Origin of the sequence: Tenacibaculum todarodis, from assembly GCF_001889045.1 — a bacterium.
Taxonomy (GTDB): domain Bacteria; phylum Bacteroidota; class Bacteroidia; order Flavobacteriales; family Flavobacteriaceae; genus Polaribacter; species Polaribacter todarodis.
Genome location: NZ_CP018155.1, coordinates 2,363,167 through 2,377,507, shown reverse-complemented (window position 1 = coordinate 2,377,507; position 14,341 = coordinate 2,363,167). Strand labels below are relative to the sequence as shown.

The window sequence follows — 14,341 nt, the reverse complement described above, 5'->3', positions numbered from 1 at the left end:
ATAAAAGTTTACGCATTGTTTGGGTTTTGATTATGCGTAAATATAAACAAAGTTATTTTTTACTACGGATACTTTCAATTATAACAGTTGCTAAGATTAAACTTCCTCCTAAAAAAGTATTTAAAGTAGGTATTTCTTTCAAAAAAAAGAAGGCTAAAATAATTCCGAAAATGGGTTGTAAACTACTAATTATACTAGCTGTTGAAGCTGAAAAGAATTTTAAGGAATGTAACATTAAACTGTGGCCAACTGCTGTTGTTAAAAATGCTAGTAATAATAAATACGGAAACTGACTTTCTAAACCAGACAAATCCATAAAAAACAAGGTTGGTACTAACAAAATTGAAATAATTACTGTTTGATAAAACATAAGCATTGTACCATTATAATTAGCAACATGTTGCTTTAAAATCAGAATTCTTACCGCATAACAAAATGCAGAAAAAACACCAAAGAGTATTCCTTTTACTTGCATACTTTCAACACTAAGTTCTGGTGTTAAAATGTATAAACCTAGCAAAACCAATAACCCCAAAAGTATGTAAATGGGATTAAATTTCACCTTTAAAAACAATGGTTCTAACAACGCAATAATAATAGGAAATGTATATAAAGATAAAATTCCTAAAGCTACATTAGATAATTTTAAAGCATAAAAATAAGTAATCCAATGTGCAGCCATTAAAACACCGCTAATAAAAAAAGGTTTGTAATCTTTAGATGATTTTATTTTTAAATCTATCTTTTTATACCTGCAAAAAAGGTATAAAAATACCATTGCCAACGCAGAACGAAACCAAATAATAACTTCGGTTGGCATGGCAATATACTTACCCAAAACACCAGAAGTACTTATAAAAAGTGTTGCTAATAGTAAACCCGAAAGGTTTTTTGCGTGTGTGTTTTCCATTAAACTTTTTCTAAAATTTTTAAAGCCGTTTTTACGGAATCTATTCTGATAAAAGTAATTAATAATCGTAAACCTTTAGAGGTTTGTTTCTCTTTCATCACACAACTTTTAGGATTTCTTTGAACATAACTCAACATTTTTGTAAATGATTCTGTTTGATAAAAATCACTTTGTTGATCAGAAATATAATAACCAACCAAGCGTTTTTGCTTTAAAATTATCTTCTCTAATCCTAATTCTTTTGCCAACCATTTAATACGAACTGAATCTAACAAATCTTGAACTTGCGTTGGTATTTCTCCAAATCTATCCACTATTTCTGTTTCAAAAACTTGCAATTCTTCTTCTTTTTCTAAGTTTCCTAATTTGTTATATAAACTTAATCTTTCTGTTACAGAGTTTACATAATCATCCGGAATAAGAATTTCAAAATCGGTATCAATTTGCACCTCTTTCACATATTCTTTTGGTTTATTTTTCTCTTCAGGATAGAGTTCTTTAAACTCATTTTCCTTCAACTCTACAATTGCTTCATTTAATATTTTTTGATAGGTTTCAAAACCAATATCATTAATAAATCCGCTTTGTTCTCCACCTAATAAATCTCCAGCTCCACGAATTTCTAAATCTTTCATGGCAATATTTAAACCGCTTCCTAAATCGGAAAATAACTCTAAGGCTGAGATTCTTTTTTTGGCGTCATCTGTCATCATATGATGTGGCGGCGTTATAAAATAACAGAATGCTTTTTTGTTAGATCGACCAACTCTACCACGCATTTGGTGTAAGTCTGAAAGCCCAAAATTATTGGCATTATTGATAAAAATAGTATTCGCATTAGGAACATCTAAACCACTTTCAATAATAGTTGTAGAAACCAAAACATCAAACTCATTGCTCATAAAACCGAGCATTAAACTCTCTAGTTTTTTTCCATCCATTTGCCCATGACCAATTCCAATTTTAGCAGACGGAACCAAACGCTGAATTAACCCAGCAACTTCCTTAATATTTTCAATTCTATTATGAATAAAAAAGATTTGACCTCCACGAGAAATTTCATACGAAATAGCATCACGAATTGTTTCTTCGCTAAAACGAATAACGTTTGTTTCTATTGGATGACGATTGGGTGGCGGAGTTTTTATAACCGATAAATCTCTTGCCGCCATTAAACTAAATTGTAACGTTCGTGGAATTGGCGTTGCGGTTAAGGTTAGCGTATCAACATTTTCTTTTATGGTTTTAAGCTTGTCTTTTACGGCAACTCCAAACTTCTGTTCTTCGTCAATAATTAATAGTCCTAAATCTTTAAATTTTATCTTTTTATTGGTTAATTGATGTGTTCCTATCACGATATCTACACTTCCGTCAGTTACACCTTCTAAAACACCATTTCGTTGCTTTGTGGTTCTAAATCGATTCAGATAGTCTACAGTAACAGGAAACTCTTTTAAACGCTCTGAGAAGGTTTTAAAATGTTGAAACGCTAAAATTGTTGTTGGAACTAAAACAGCAACTTGTTTTCCATTGTCTACTGCTTTAAATGCTGCTCTAATTGCAATTTCTGTTTTACCAAAACCAACATCACCACAAACCAAACGATCCATAGGTTGTTCTTTCTCCATATCTGCCTTAACATCTTGTGTAGATGAAAACTGATCTGGAGTATCTTCATATATAAAACTTGCTTCTAACTCATGCTGCATGTGCGTATCTGCACCAAAAGAAAAACCTTTTTGCAGCTTCCTTTTTGCATACAATTGAATTAAATTAAAAGCAATATGTTTAACTCTCGCTTTGGTTTTCTGTTTGATTTTTTTCCAAGCGCCAGAACCTAATTTGTAAATTTTAGGCGCTTTTCCATCCTTTCCATTGAATTTAGAAACCTTGTGAAGCGAGTGAATACTTACATATAAAATATCTCTTTCTCCATAAACAAGCTTAATAGCTTCTTGTTTTTTTCCTTGAACATCTATTTTTTGAAGTCCTGCAAATTTTCCAATTCCGTGGTCAATATGTGTAACATAATCGCCTTTTTCTAGCTTATTTAATTCTTTTAAAGTGATGGATTGCTTTTTTGCATATCCGTTTTTTAGTCTGAATTTATAATAACGCTCAAAAATTTGATGATCTGTATAACACACAATTTTTGCGTCTTCATCTATAAAACCTTTATAGAGTGGAAAAACTATGGTTTCATAAAAAACTTCTTGGTCTGCATCATCAAAAATATCATGAAAACGTTGTGCTTGTTTTTCGTTGGCACATAAAATGTAGTTTGTAAATCCGTTTTTATGATGCTCATTTAAATCTTCAATTAATAAGTTGAATTGTTTATTAAAAGAAGGTTGGGGTTTAACAGTAAAATTGACACTTTTTGGTAATTCTGAATCATGTTTTGTTGTTCCAAAAGTTACCAAACTAAAATCTTGTAATTGATTTTTTATGAAACTTCCATCACAAAATAATTCTGATGGTTTAGAATGGTTTATTTCTTCTGAAAGAGTTCCAAAAGCCTCTTCCGCTTTAGCGAAAAATTTGTCTAAATTTCCCGCAATTATATCTACATTTTTAGCAAAAATTACTGTTTTAGACGAAATATATTTTAGAAAACTTTCCCTTTTTTCTTGCAGTGTTTTATTCTCTACATTGGGCATTATACTGGCTTTCTTCAATTTTTCTTTAGAAAGCTGAGTTTCTATATCAAAGGTTCTAATGCTATCTACTTCATCTCCAAAAAACTCAATTCTAAAAGGTTCATCATTAGAAAATGAAAAGACATCAATAATTCCTCCTCTAACAGAAAATTCTCCTGGTTCTGTAACAAAATCTACACGTTTAAATTTATATTCAAACAATACTTCGTTTACAAAATCTGGAGAAAGGTTTTCTCCAACAGTTATTTTTAACGTGTTTTTTTCGAGTTCTTTTTTTGTAACTACTTTTTCAAAAAGTGCCGTTGGATAGGTAATTATTACGGCTGGTTTTTTTCTTGAATTAATTCTATTTAAAACCTCTGATCGTAATAAAACATTGGCATTATCTGTTTCTTCAATTTGATAAGGTCTTCGGTAAGAACCTGGATAAAAAAGCACGTTTTTTTCGCCCAATAATTGTTCAAAATCGTTTAAATAATAAGCAGCCTCTTCTTTATCATTAAAGATTAATAAATAGGGTTTATCTGCTTGTTTAAAAGTTTCTGAAATAACAAAAGACAACGACGAACCCACCAAATTCGATATTTGAAAATGGCTTTTTTCGTGTTGTAGCTTGGTTAAAATCTGCTGTTTCTTAACAGATTGTTGATAGTGGTTTACAATCGTCTGTTTGCTCAACGTAAAAATATTTGCTGCAAAAATAAAACATTATTTATTAATGATTTTTTTGTGACCTTTTTGTAAAAAAATGCCTCTTAATTAATAACTTTACATTTTAAAACAAAAAATTATGTCAATATCAGATTTATATTCAAGCGGTAAACACAAACAAGAAATTGGGCACTTTGCAAGTGTTGTAAAAATTGCAAAAGCAGACGGAAAAATAAGCGAAGGTGAAGAGAAATTATTACTAAGAGCTGCCAAAAAATTAAATATTTCTTTAGAGGAATTTAAAATTATTACAGCAAATCCAGAAAAATTCCCGGTAAATCCTCCAGTGAGTTATGACGAAAGAATTGAGCGTTTATTTCGTTTAACAAAAATGATTTTTGCTGATGAAGAAGCAGAACTTGTTGAAGTAAAATTAATGCGTAAAATTGCTGTAGGTTTACATTTTTCTACTGAGAACGCAGAAAAAGTTTGTGACGAAGCAATACATTTAGTTTTAAATGACAATGATTTAGAGAGCTTTACTGAAGCAATTAAGGCTGTAAATAAAATTTAAAACACCTTTTTAAATACTAAACCTTTTAAAAAATAGTTAATTTAATAACTTAACCCCCAATGTTATGAATAAAACCTTTTTAGCACTATTTTTATTAGCTTCCTTCTTTGTAAAAGCTCAAGACACAAAAAATACTTGGCAAATTGGAGTTAGTACATCAATAGTAAAATTTGGTGAAAGTGACGCTTCTTTTATTGAAGATCAATATCTTTTTCAAATACCAAGACTTAACTTAACAATGCCAATTAATGAGCGTTTATCTGTTGATGGTGCTTTATCTTTTAATACCATTGATAATTTTAGTTTAGTTCAAAATTCTGCAAAATATATTTCTGCAGATTTTTCTTTACGATATAATATAGATCAACTGTTCGATAATTTTTATCCGTATGCTTTTGCAGGTGGAAGTTTAGTAAAATCTAATTTAAGTATGACTCCAACATTAAATATTGGTGCTGGAAGTACGTATTGGTTTCTAGAAAACTGGGGAGCAAACGGTCAACTTTACTACAAGTATTCTTTTGAAGGTTATGAAAGTATGCGCTCTCATTTACAAGGTACAATTGGTATTGTTTACAATTTAGGAGACAGCTTGTTTGGTGGAAGAGGACACTCTGGAAAACCTTGTTTTTAATATAAAAACCACATAGTTACATAGTAAAACGAATACTTTACTTCAATATTAAATGATAAAAAAAGATCTCACAGATTTAAAATCTGTGAGGTCTAAATTTTTAAAAAAACTATTTTTTTAGGATAATTTTTCAATACTTGTCTTTATTCTATTAATGGTTTCTTGTTTACCAATAAATTCAATTATATCATATAAATGTGGTCCTTTCATGGCACCAACTAAACTAAGTCTTAGTGGCTGCATAACTTTACCAAAACCTATTTCTTTAGACGTTATCCACTCTTTAACTATAGTTTCTATATTTACTGAAGAAAACTCTGAAACTCCTTCAATAACCTCAGATAACTCTTGCATCAATTCAGCTGTTCCTTCCTTCCAACTCTTTTTTGATGCTTTTGCATCGTATTCAGTTGGAGTTTCAAAAAAGAAATTAGATAAATCCCAAAAATCTGACACAAAAGTTGCGCGTTCTTTAATTAAAGAAACTACTTTTTCTGCGTTGTTTTTAGCTACTGAAATCCCTTTTTCTTCTAAAATAGGAAGAAATAAGTCTGTTAATTCAGCATCCGTTTTAGTTTGTAAATATTGTTGATTAAACCACTTTGTTTTATCTGGACTAAATTTTGCTCCAGATTTACTAACTCTATCTAAATCAAAAACTTGCGTTAGTTCTTCCAACGAAAAAATTTCTTGTTCTGTTCCAGGATTCCATCCTAATAAAGCTAACATATTTATAAACGCATCTGCAAAATAACCATCTTCTTTATAACCGCGAGAAACATCGCCTGTTTTTTCATTTGTATATTCCAACGGGAAAACTGGGAAACCTAATTTATCGCCATCACGTTTGCTTAATTTTCCTTTTCCGACTGGTTTTAAAATCAACGGTAAATGTGCAAATTTTGGCGCGCTCCAGTCAAAAGCTCTGTATAATAATATATGTAAAGCCATTGATGGTAACCATTCTTCTCCACGAATTACGTGTGAAATTTCCATTAAGTGATCATCTACAATATTTGCTAAATGGTACGTTGGCATTCCGTCTGATTTAAACAAAACCTTATCATCTAAAACATTAGTATCAATTTTAATTTCTCCACGAATTTCATCATTCATTACCAAAATTTCATCTTGAGGTGTTTTAAAACGGATTACATATTTATCTCCAGCTTCAATTTTTGCCTGAACTTCTTCCGAAGAAAGTGAAAGAGAATTGTTTAATTTTTCTCTATTGTGCCAATTATAAATGAATGTTTTTCCTTTTTCTTCGTGATTTTTTCGATGAAAATCTAGTTCTTCCGAAGTATCAAAAGCAACATACGCCCAATTATCTTTCAATAATTGATCTGCATATTGTTTGTATAAATCTTTTCTTTCAGATTGTCTATATGGACCAAATTTTTCATTCTTATTTGGACCTTCATCAAACGGAATATTACTCCATTCTAAAGCGTCTATAATATATTGTTCTGCATTTTCAACATAACGGGTTTGGTCTGTGTCTTCTATTCGAAGTACAAAAGTTCCGTTATATTTTTTAGCAAATAAATAATTAAATAAAGCAGTTCTTACACCACCAATATGTAAAGGTCCTGTTGGACTTGGGGCAAAACGAACACGTACATCTTGAGTCATTTTTTTCTAAATTTTAATGGCACAAAGATAGTTATTAAGATGGAAGTGAGTAGTTAGATAGTACAAGAAATTTACTTACAAAAAAACGCTATTGTAATATCATTTTTTACAAAAATTTATAATGAAATCCTGCACTTATTGCTGGTGTTTGCGGTATTCTTCTTCCTCCAAAAGCTAAACCAACCCCTAAATTAATCCCAAATTTTGGGTTTACTACAAATGTAGGTTTAATACCAAAAGCTGCATAACTTTTGTTGTTAACATATAGACCCGTTAATTTATTTTCTTTAGGAATAATAACAGATCCATTTGTAAATGATGCTAAACCATCTGCAAAACCTGCCATAGTTAGCCAAGAAGTAAGTTTATAACCTATTTCTCCTCCAATTTTAAACGCAGAACTATACTCATTTGTTCTAAAATCTGCGCCAACATAGGTTTGTACATACCAAGAATTAGAGCTTTTACCAGCGCTAATCATTGGAGTAATTGTCCATGCATCATAACCTGTTCTTACTCCCGAATTTGTATGATATCTACTTGTACTAGTTTCAAAACCAACTTGACCGGTTATTAACCATTTTTTATTGTAAAAGTTATGTTTTACCCCAAACAAGATATTCCCCATAGATGTTAATGTTCCTTTTGTGGTTATTGGGTTAGGTGTAGATTTTACAAGATTTTCTGCTTTCACTGTTTTTATAGGTAATGCTGTAAAAAGTGTAGTTTTATTACTGATACCATATTCTGCGTAAATACGTAAAGTGTTGTCTGTAATTTGTCTTTCCGTAGCAACTTCTGGGTTTCCAAAAAGTGCTTTATACTTTGGTATTGTTGTAAAAGATAATTGTGTATATAATATTCCTTTATTTTGGGTCCATGGACTTTGTGAGAAAATAGAAAGCGTAAAAAGGAATATAAATAGTGTAGTTAATTTTTTCATAGATAGTAATTTTGTTTGGTTAAAACATTAATATAAATACCTAAGTTATTCAATAGTTTACTGATAATCAAAAATATATCTAAAAAACAGTGTAAATCCTGTAAAAAAAGAAAGAGGTTTTGCAATGCAAAACCTCTTTCTTTTAAGAAAAAATATTTTTTATTTTTTTTACTTAAAACTTATGATATAACCCAAAACTTAAAGCGGGTGCTTTTGCTACATTGTTTCCAAAAAAAGCGCCACCAAAACCAGCGTTTATACCATATTTATCAGAAAATTCATAAATAAATTTTGCTCCAAAAGCTCCGTATTCTTGATCATTAACATACGTTGCTGTGTAACTGTTTGATGTTGGTAAGATAACATCTCCATTTTCAAAAGATTTTACAATATCAATAAAACCAATTAACCATAAGTCCTTACCAATTTTTCCTCCATATTCTCCACCAATTTTAAAATTTGAGCTGTAATCATTGGTTCTTACATCAAAACCTACAAAACTTTGAAAATAACTATTTCCTAAGCTTTTTCCTGCTAAAAACAAGGGTGTAAATGTCCAAGCATCATAACCTGTTCTTAAACCAGAAGGCTGATCAAAGCTTCCTGTATTGGCTTCAACACCAATTTGCCCAGAAAGTATCCAATTTTTACTATAAAAATTATGTTTAACACCAAATTGAATATTACCTAATGTATTTTTTGTCCCTTCTGTTGTTAATACTAAAGGAAGAACTAATGACATATCTTCTGTGAAATCTCCTGATTTTAACATTTTAAAAGGAACATTTGCAAATAATGTGGTTTTATCATTTAACCCAAATTCTCCATATAACTGAAGCGTATTATCAGATATTTCTCTTTGTGTATCATAGTCCGGATTGCCAAAAATCGTGCTATATGTTGGTATTAAAGAGAACGATAACTGCACATATCCTTCATTTTTTTTCTTTGTCCAAGGGCTTTGAGCAAAAAAAGAAAGTGAAAAGAATACTAATAAAATTGTTGTTACTTGTTTCATAATTTTTTGTTGTTTACGTTCATTAGTACTGTATTTTTGTATATCCTTACAACAGCTTTAACATAAATTTGTTCTAAAAGTACTATTTTTATTGACTGAATTATGAATGGATACGAAAAAATAAAAGAGAAACTACAACAGTTTTCTCGTAAATACTATACAAACGAGTTAATAAAAGGAAGCATTTTATTTGTTTCTTTAGGGTTACTATACTTATTATTTACGCTGTTTATAGAGTATTTTTTGTGGTTGAAACCTACCGCAAGAACCATTCTTTTCTGGGTATTTATTATAATTGAATTGGCTTTACTTATTCGATTTATATTTTTTCCACTTTTTAAATTATTTGGTTTACAAAAAGGAATTTCTGAAGAAGAATCCTCAAAAATTATTGGTAATCATTTCCCGGAAGTAAGCGATAAATTATTAAATATTTTACAGCTTAAAAACGAAAATAATCAGTCGGAATTATTATTAGCAAGTATTGATCAAAAAGCAAACGAATTACAACCCGTAGTTTTCACTAAAGCAATTGATTTTCAGAAGAATAAAAAGTATTTAAAATACGCAATTATTCCATTATTACTTTTCGGATTAACATTTTTAACGGGTACAAACGGTGCTTTAACCCAAAGTTTAGAACGTGTTGTAAACCACAGAACAGCTTATACGCCGCCAGCTCCTTTTCTTTTTTCTTTAAAAAATGATGCTTTAGAAGTTATTCAAGGAAAACCCTTTTCTGTTTCTATAGAAACGGTTGGAAAAGTTTTACCTGCGGAAGCAAAAATATACTTTAATAATCAAGAATATTACTTGCAAAATAAAGGTGGTGGATTGTTTTCTTACACTTTTTCAGAAATTAATGAAGATGTAAATTTTTATGTTGAAGCAAACGGAATTCAGTCTGAAAACTTCACCATAAATGTGATAAAAACACCAACTATTCAGCAATTAAAAATGCATTTGTCTTATCCCAACTATGTTGGAAAACGAAACGAAACTATTTCTAATACTGGAAATATTACAGTTCCTCAAGGAACTGTAATAAACTGGCAAGTAACTACAAATCAAACAGATAGTATTACTTTTTTATCAGAAAACAACAAAGTTTATTTTGACAAAAAAGCTGAAAATAGTTTTACGTACGCTAAAAGAATACGACAAGGAATTAATTATCAAATAGCGACGTCTAACAACAACCTTAAAGAGTACGAAAAATTGCAATATTCTGTTGCTATTATTAGAGATGAACATCCAACAATTGCGGTAAAATCTAATATTGATAGTATTTCTCGTGGTCCAGTTCAATTTGCAGGTCAAATTGCAGATGATTATGGTTTACGTAAATTAGAATTGGTGTATTACGATGAGAAAAATCCGCAGGCACAACAAACTTTTAAACTGCCAATTACAAAAGAAAATATTCAGAATTTCTTTTATCAATTTCCTGACGGAATTACTTTACAAAGCGGAATTGATTACGAATTCTTTTTTCAGGTTTTTGATAATGATGCTGTAAACGGAAATAAAAAAACAGCAAGTAAAATATTTTCTTATCGAAAAAAGACTGAAGAAGAAGTAGAAGATGAGTTGTTAAAAGAGCAAAAAAATACGATTGACAACTTGCAAAATTCGCTTGAAAAGCAGCGAAAAAACAAGAAAGATTTAGAAAAAATTCAGTTCGATTTACAAAACAAAAAGAACATGAATTGGAACGATCAAAAGAAAGTTCAAAACTTAATAAAGCGTCAGGAACAATATCAAGAAATGATGCAGCGTCAAACAGATCAGCTAAAAGAAAATTTTGATGAGAAAAAGGAGCAAAACGATCAGCTTCAAGAGAAAAAACAAGACCTAAAAGAACGTATTGAAGAGCTTAAAAAAATAGCGAAAGAGAAAAAACTCTTAGACGAATTGCAAAAAATGGCTGAAAAGCTAAACAAAGAAGAGTTGGTTAAAAAAAGTAAAGAATTGGCTCAAAAAAATAAACAGCAAGAAAAAAGTTTAGAGCGTATTTTGGAAATGACTAAGCGTTTTTATGTAGAGCAAAAAATGAATCAACTTGCTAATAAGCTTGAAGATTTAGCTAAAAAACAAGAAGAACTTGCTAAAAAAGATGCAACAAAAGAAGAGCAAGAAAAACTAAATGACGAATTTAAAAAAGCACAAAAAGAGCTAAACGAACTTCAGAAAGAAAACAGTAAATTAAAGGAACCAATGGATGTTCCTTCAATGAAAGAATTGCAAAAAGAAGCAGAAAAAGAACAACAAGAAGCTTCTAAAAATTTAGAACAACAAAATAAAGAAGGAGCAAAGAAGAATCAGAAGAAATCTGCTAAAAAGATGAAGGAAATGAGCCAGAAGATGCAAGAAACAATGCAAATGATGAGCCAACAAATGCAGGAAGAAAATAAACAAGATTTACGTCAAATATTAGAAAACTTGGTTACTTTTTCATTTGAACAAGAAGATTTAATGAAATCTATAAATGGTACTTCTGCATCACATCCAAATTTTAGTAAAAACTTAAAGAAACAATATCAATTAAAAACATATTTCAATCATATTGATGATAGCATTTACATGTTATCAATTCGTGTTCCTAAATTAACTACTGAGGTTCAAGATTTATTAGGAAATGCACATTATAACTTAGATCAATCTTTAGAAAATTTTGCCGAAAATAGATTTTCTTCAGGTGTTTCTAATCAACGTTATGTAATGACGTCGACAAATACCATTGCAGATATGTTGAGTAATTTCTTAAATGCCATGAATAATCCAAAACCTGGAAGTGGTTCTGGTGGAAAAGGAAGTGGAAAATCTTTTAGTTTGCCAGATATAATTCAAAAACAAGAAGATTTAATTAAGAAGATGCAAGATGGAATGAAGAAAGGTGAACAAGGTAAGCCAAAAGATGGTAAAAAAGGGAAAGATGGAAAACCAAAAAAAGGCGAAAATGGAAAACCTGGACAAGGTGGAGAAGGGGAAAAAATGAATGGAGAATTGTACGAAATTTACAAGGAACAAAGTAAATTAAGGCAACAATTACAAGACGCTATTAAACAAGGAGGAGAAGGAGCTGGAGAAGCTAAAAAAGCGCTCAAAAAAATGGAGCAGTTAGAAAATGAAATACTTGATAAAGGTTTTACTCAAGGAACTTTAGAACGTATGCAAAAAATGAATTACGAACTCTTAAAATTAGATAAAGCAACTTTTGAACAAGGCAAAGAAAAAAAGCGAAAAGCAAATACAAACTTACAAGAGTTTGAAAAGAACAAAGCAAAGCAACTTAAATTTAAAAAGCTGTTTTACAATCAAACAGAGATTTTAAATAGACAATCCTTACCTTTGCGCCAGAATTATAAAAAGAAGGTGCAAGAATATTTTTCTGTGCCTGTAGAAAAAGAAAAATAATTTTAATCCTTTTGTAAAATGAAAAGATTTTTGATTGTAGTTTTTACGACGTTATTTATTTGTAAAACTTGGGCAAATACTATTATAAATGGTGTTATTAAACTACCTAAACATTTTAAAGTTGAAAACACTTTTTCAGGTGATTTATCTGATAATAAATCATTTCATTTAGTTTTTTCAAAAAATAAACAAAACAAACAATATACGGTTCATTCTTATATTTTTGATGGAGAAAATATAGAAGAAATTACACCTTTAGAAAACGAAAAACCTTATGAAGTTGTTTCTTTTCATCAACAAAATAACGAACTAACGCTGCTTTTAAGCTTTGAAAAAAAGAAAGAAAGTTTCTTGAAAAAAGTTGTCGTTAATATAGAAACAAAAGAAGTAATTGAAAATTTACCAATTGAACATAATGATTATAGCGCATCATTTAGAGAAGTGAACCGTTCAGTATTATTATATGAAACTGATGAGAAATTATTAATAAAAGAATATAAAGGAAGTAAGGGTGTAAGCTTTAGTGAATTTGTTTATTCTGGAAAAAAAGATAAAATAAAGAAGTATTTTAAAGACAATTCTTTAATCCCTATTAAGACAAACGAGTTTGTTACAAATGGTGCAACTTCTGCTTTAAGAGGTTATTTAAACGATAAAACCATCACCGTTACAAAAGAAAATGAAGATGATAATATAACAGAAGTATTAGCAGTAAACTTCAAAAATAGTTCAATATCGTTTTCAAAAATTAAATCTTTTAATAATTCTAATGGTGACAAGGAATTTAAAAAATCAACTTCATATATTAATAATAATAAATTATTTCAATTAGGATTAAGTAAAAAATTAGGAAAAATTAAGATTACAGATCTGCAATCGGAAAAAAAATTAAACACCATTAATTTAGATGCTTCTTTAGTTTCAAAAATTAAAGGAAATAAAGAGTTTCAAGGAATTGAAAATTTTCTTAAAAATGCAGGGAAAAATAAATACAACTCAACAATTACTGTTAATAAAACTAACACTAACAAAGTTAGAGTTAGAGTTGATTATGTAGATATTTCATATAACTATCATTATAATTGGTGGTGGCATCATCAACAATTTATGATGTGGCATCAACAACAAACTATGCAAAATATTCAAATAAATGTTCCAAGAGGTTTTGGACCAAGACAGCCTGATGAATTACCTTTTGAAACCGCAACAATAAAGAAGGAAAAGCGTTTTTTTGAACTACTAATTGATACAAAAGGTTTAACTTCTGAAGAAGATTTACCTGAAACTACTTTTAAAGAAATTGATAAAAAAAAGTATATAAATAGAGTAGAAGAAAGTAAAACTTTCAAAAATATCTCTACATGTTTTTTAGAAGATTCTTTCAGGTTTATAGGTTATTCAAAGAAGTTAAAAGGTTTTATTATTCAATCAAATAAAATTAAAGAATGATAGCCTTTAATTACGAAACAGAATTTAAGTTAGTTGATGAAAAATCAACAGAAAATTGGATTGCTAATTGTGTTGAAAAAGAAGATTTTGAATTAGGAGAAATCAACTATATATTTTGTGATGATGCTTATTTACACAAATTAAATGTAGAATTTTTAAAGCATGATACACTTACAGATATTATTAGTTTTGATTATACAATGGGTAAATTAATCAGCGGAGATATTTATATTTCTGTGGAAAGGGTAAAAGAAAACGCAAAAGATTTTGAGGTTTCTTTTACAGATGAATTACATAGAGTAATTATACATGGAATACTTCATTATATGGGTTTTAAAGATAAATCTGAAGAACAAAAAACAATAATGAGATCCAAAGAAAATGATTGTTTATTAACATTAATTAACTAATAATCAGTTAATTATATTATACGTTTCACGTGAAACATAA

The 14,341-nt window shown here is 29.5% G+C and carries 10 protein-coding genes; 5 read left to right on the top strand and 5 right to left on the bottom strand.

The genetic code is table 11. The annotated features are described in order from the left end of the window. Positions 1-52: 52 nt before the first annotated feature. Complete coding sequence (locus tag LPB136_RS10900) at positions 53-910, bottom strand: DMT family transporter (RefSeq protein ID WP_072556355.1); 858 nt, start codon at positions 908-910, stop codon at positions 53-55. Continuing rightward, positions 910-4,248 (bottom strand): transcription-repair coupling factor, encoded by a 3,339-nt coding sequence (mfd, locus tag LPB136_RS10895; protein WP_072556354.1) that lies wholly within the window; start codon positions 4,246-4,248, stop codon positions 910-912. The genes LPB136_RS10900 and mfd overlap by 1 nt, the downstream gene beginning before the upstream one ends. 112 nt (positions 4,249-4,360) lie before the next feature. Here mfd and LPB136_RS10890 point away from each other — a divergent pair, with 112 nt between their 5' ends. Both LPB136_RS10890 and LPB136_RS10885 read left to right on the top strand, forming a co-directional pair. Continuing rightward, positions 4,361-4,795 (top strand): hypothetical protein, encoded by a 435-nt coding sequence (locus LPB136_RS10890; RefSeq protein ID WP_072556353.1) that lies wholly within the window; start codon positions 4,361-4,363, stop codon positions 4,793-4,795. 64 nt (positions 4,796-4,859) lie between these two features. Further along, the gene (locus LPB136_RS10885) at positions 4,860-5,429 is read left to right on the top strand and encodes a hypothetical protein (RefSeq protein WP_072556352.1); all 570 of its coding nucleotides are present in this window, start codon (positions 4,860-4,862) and stop codon (positions 5,427-5,429) included. A 117-nt stretch (positions 5,430-5,546) separates the two neighbouring features. On the opposite strand, the gene gltX is transcribed toward LPB136_RS10885, so the two are convergent. From gltX to LPB136_RS10870, 3 genes are all read right to left on the bottom strand, one after another. Further along, positions 5,547-7,064: a glutamate--tRNA ligase gene (gene gltX, locus LPB136_RS10880; RefSeq protein WP_072556351.1), complete on the bottom strand. Its 1,518-nt coding sequence runs from the start codon at positions 7,062-7,064 to the stop codon at positions 5,547-5,549. Positions 7,065-7,170: 106 nt separating this feature from the next. After that, a complete protein-coding gene (locus LPB136_RS10875; protein ID WP_072556350.1) occupies positions 7,171-8,007 on the bottom strand; it encodes a hypothetical protein in 837 nt (278 codons plus the stop codon). A 172-nt stretch (positions 8,008-8,179) separates the two neighbouring features. Further along, the gene (locus tag LPB136_RS10870) at positions 8,180-9,025 is read right to left on the bottom strand and encodes a hypothetical protein (protein WP_072556349.1); all 846 of its coding nucleotides are present in this window, start codon (positions 9,023-9,025) and stop codon (positions 8,180-8,182) included. 102 nt (positions 9,026-9,127) lie between these two features. On the opposite strand from LPB136_RS10870, the gene LPB136_RS10865 reads away from it, so the two are divergent. The 3 genes from LPB136_RS10865 to ybeY are packed head-to-tail and all read left to right on the top strand — an operon-like array spanning position 9,128 to position 14,301. After that, complete coding sequence (locus tag LPB136_RS10865) at positions 9,128-12,442, top strand: DUF4175 family protein (RefSeq protein ID WP_072556348.1); 3,315 nt, start codon at positions 9,128-9,130, stop codon at positions 12,440-12,442. An 18-nt stretch (positions 12,443-12,460) separates the two neighbouring features. Further along, complete coding sequence (locus tag LPB136_RS10860; protein ID WP_072556347.1) at positions 12,461-13,891, top strand: hypothetical protein; 1,431 nt, start codon at positions 12,461-12,463, stop codon at positions 13,889-13,891. Next, entirely contained in the window at positions 13,888-14,301 is a 414-nt protein-coding gene (gene ybeY / locus LPB136_RS10855; RefSeq protein ID WP_072556346.1) for an rRNA maturation RNase YbeY, read from the top strand. The genes LPB136_RS10860 and ybeY overlap by 4 nt, the downstream gene beginning before the upstream one ends. Positions 14,302-14,341: the final 40 nt, after the last annotated feature.

Excerpts from the sequence above, each read along its gene's own strand:
- LPB136_RS10900 (WP_072556355.1), bottom strand. The coding sequence starts at position 910 with ATGGAAAACACACACGCAAAAAACCTTTCGGGTTTACTATTAGCAACA.
- LPB136_RS10890 (WP_072556353.1), top strand. The coding sequence starts at position 4,361 with ATGTCAATATCAGATTTATATTCAAGCGGTAAACACAAACAAGAAATT.
- LPB136_RS10885 (WP_072556352.1), top strand. The coding sequence starts at position 4,860 with ATGAATAAAACCTTTTTAGCACTATTTTTATTAGCTTCCTTCTTTGTA.
- gltX (WP_072556351.1), bottom strand. The coding sequence starts at position 7,064 with ATGACTCAAGATGTACGTGTTCGTTTTGCCCCAAGTCCAACAGGACCT.
- LPB136_RS10875 (WP_072556350.1), bottom strand. The coding sequence starts at position 8,007 with ATGAAAAAATTAACTACACTATTTATATTCCTTTTTACGCTTTCTATT.
- LPB136_RS10870 (WP_072556349.1), bottom strand. The coding sequence starts at position 9,025 with ATGAAACAAGTAACAACAATTTTATTAGTATTCTTTTCACTTTCTTTT.
- LPB136_RS10865 (WP_072556348.1), top strand. The coding sequence starts at position 9,128 with ATGAATGGATACGAAAAAATAAAAGAGAAACTACAACAGTTTTCTCGT.
- LPB136_RS10860 (WP_072556347.1), top strand. The coding sequence starts at position 12,461 with ATGAAAAGATTTTTGATTGTAGTTTTTACGACGTTATTTATTTGTAAA.
- ybeY (WP_072556346.1), top strand. The coding sequence starts at position 13,888 with ATGATAGCCTTTAATTACGAAACAGAATTTAAGTTAGTTGATGAAAAA.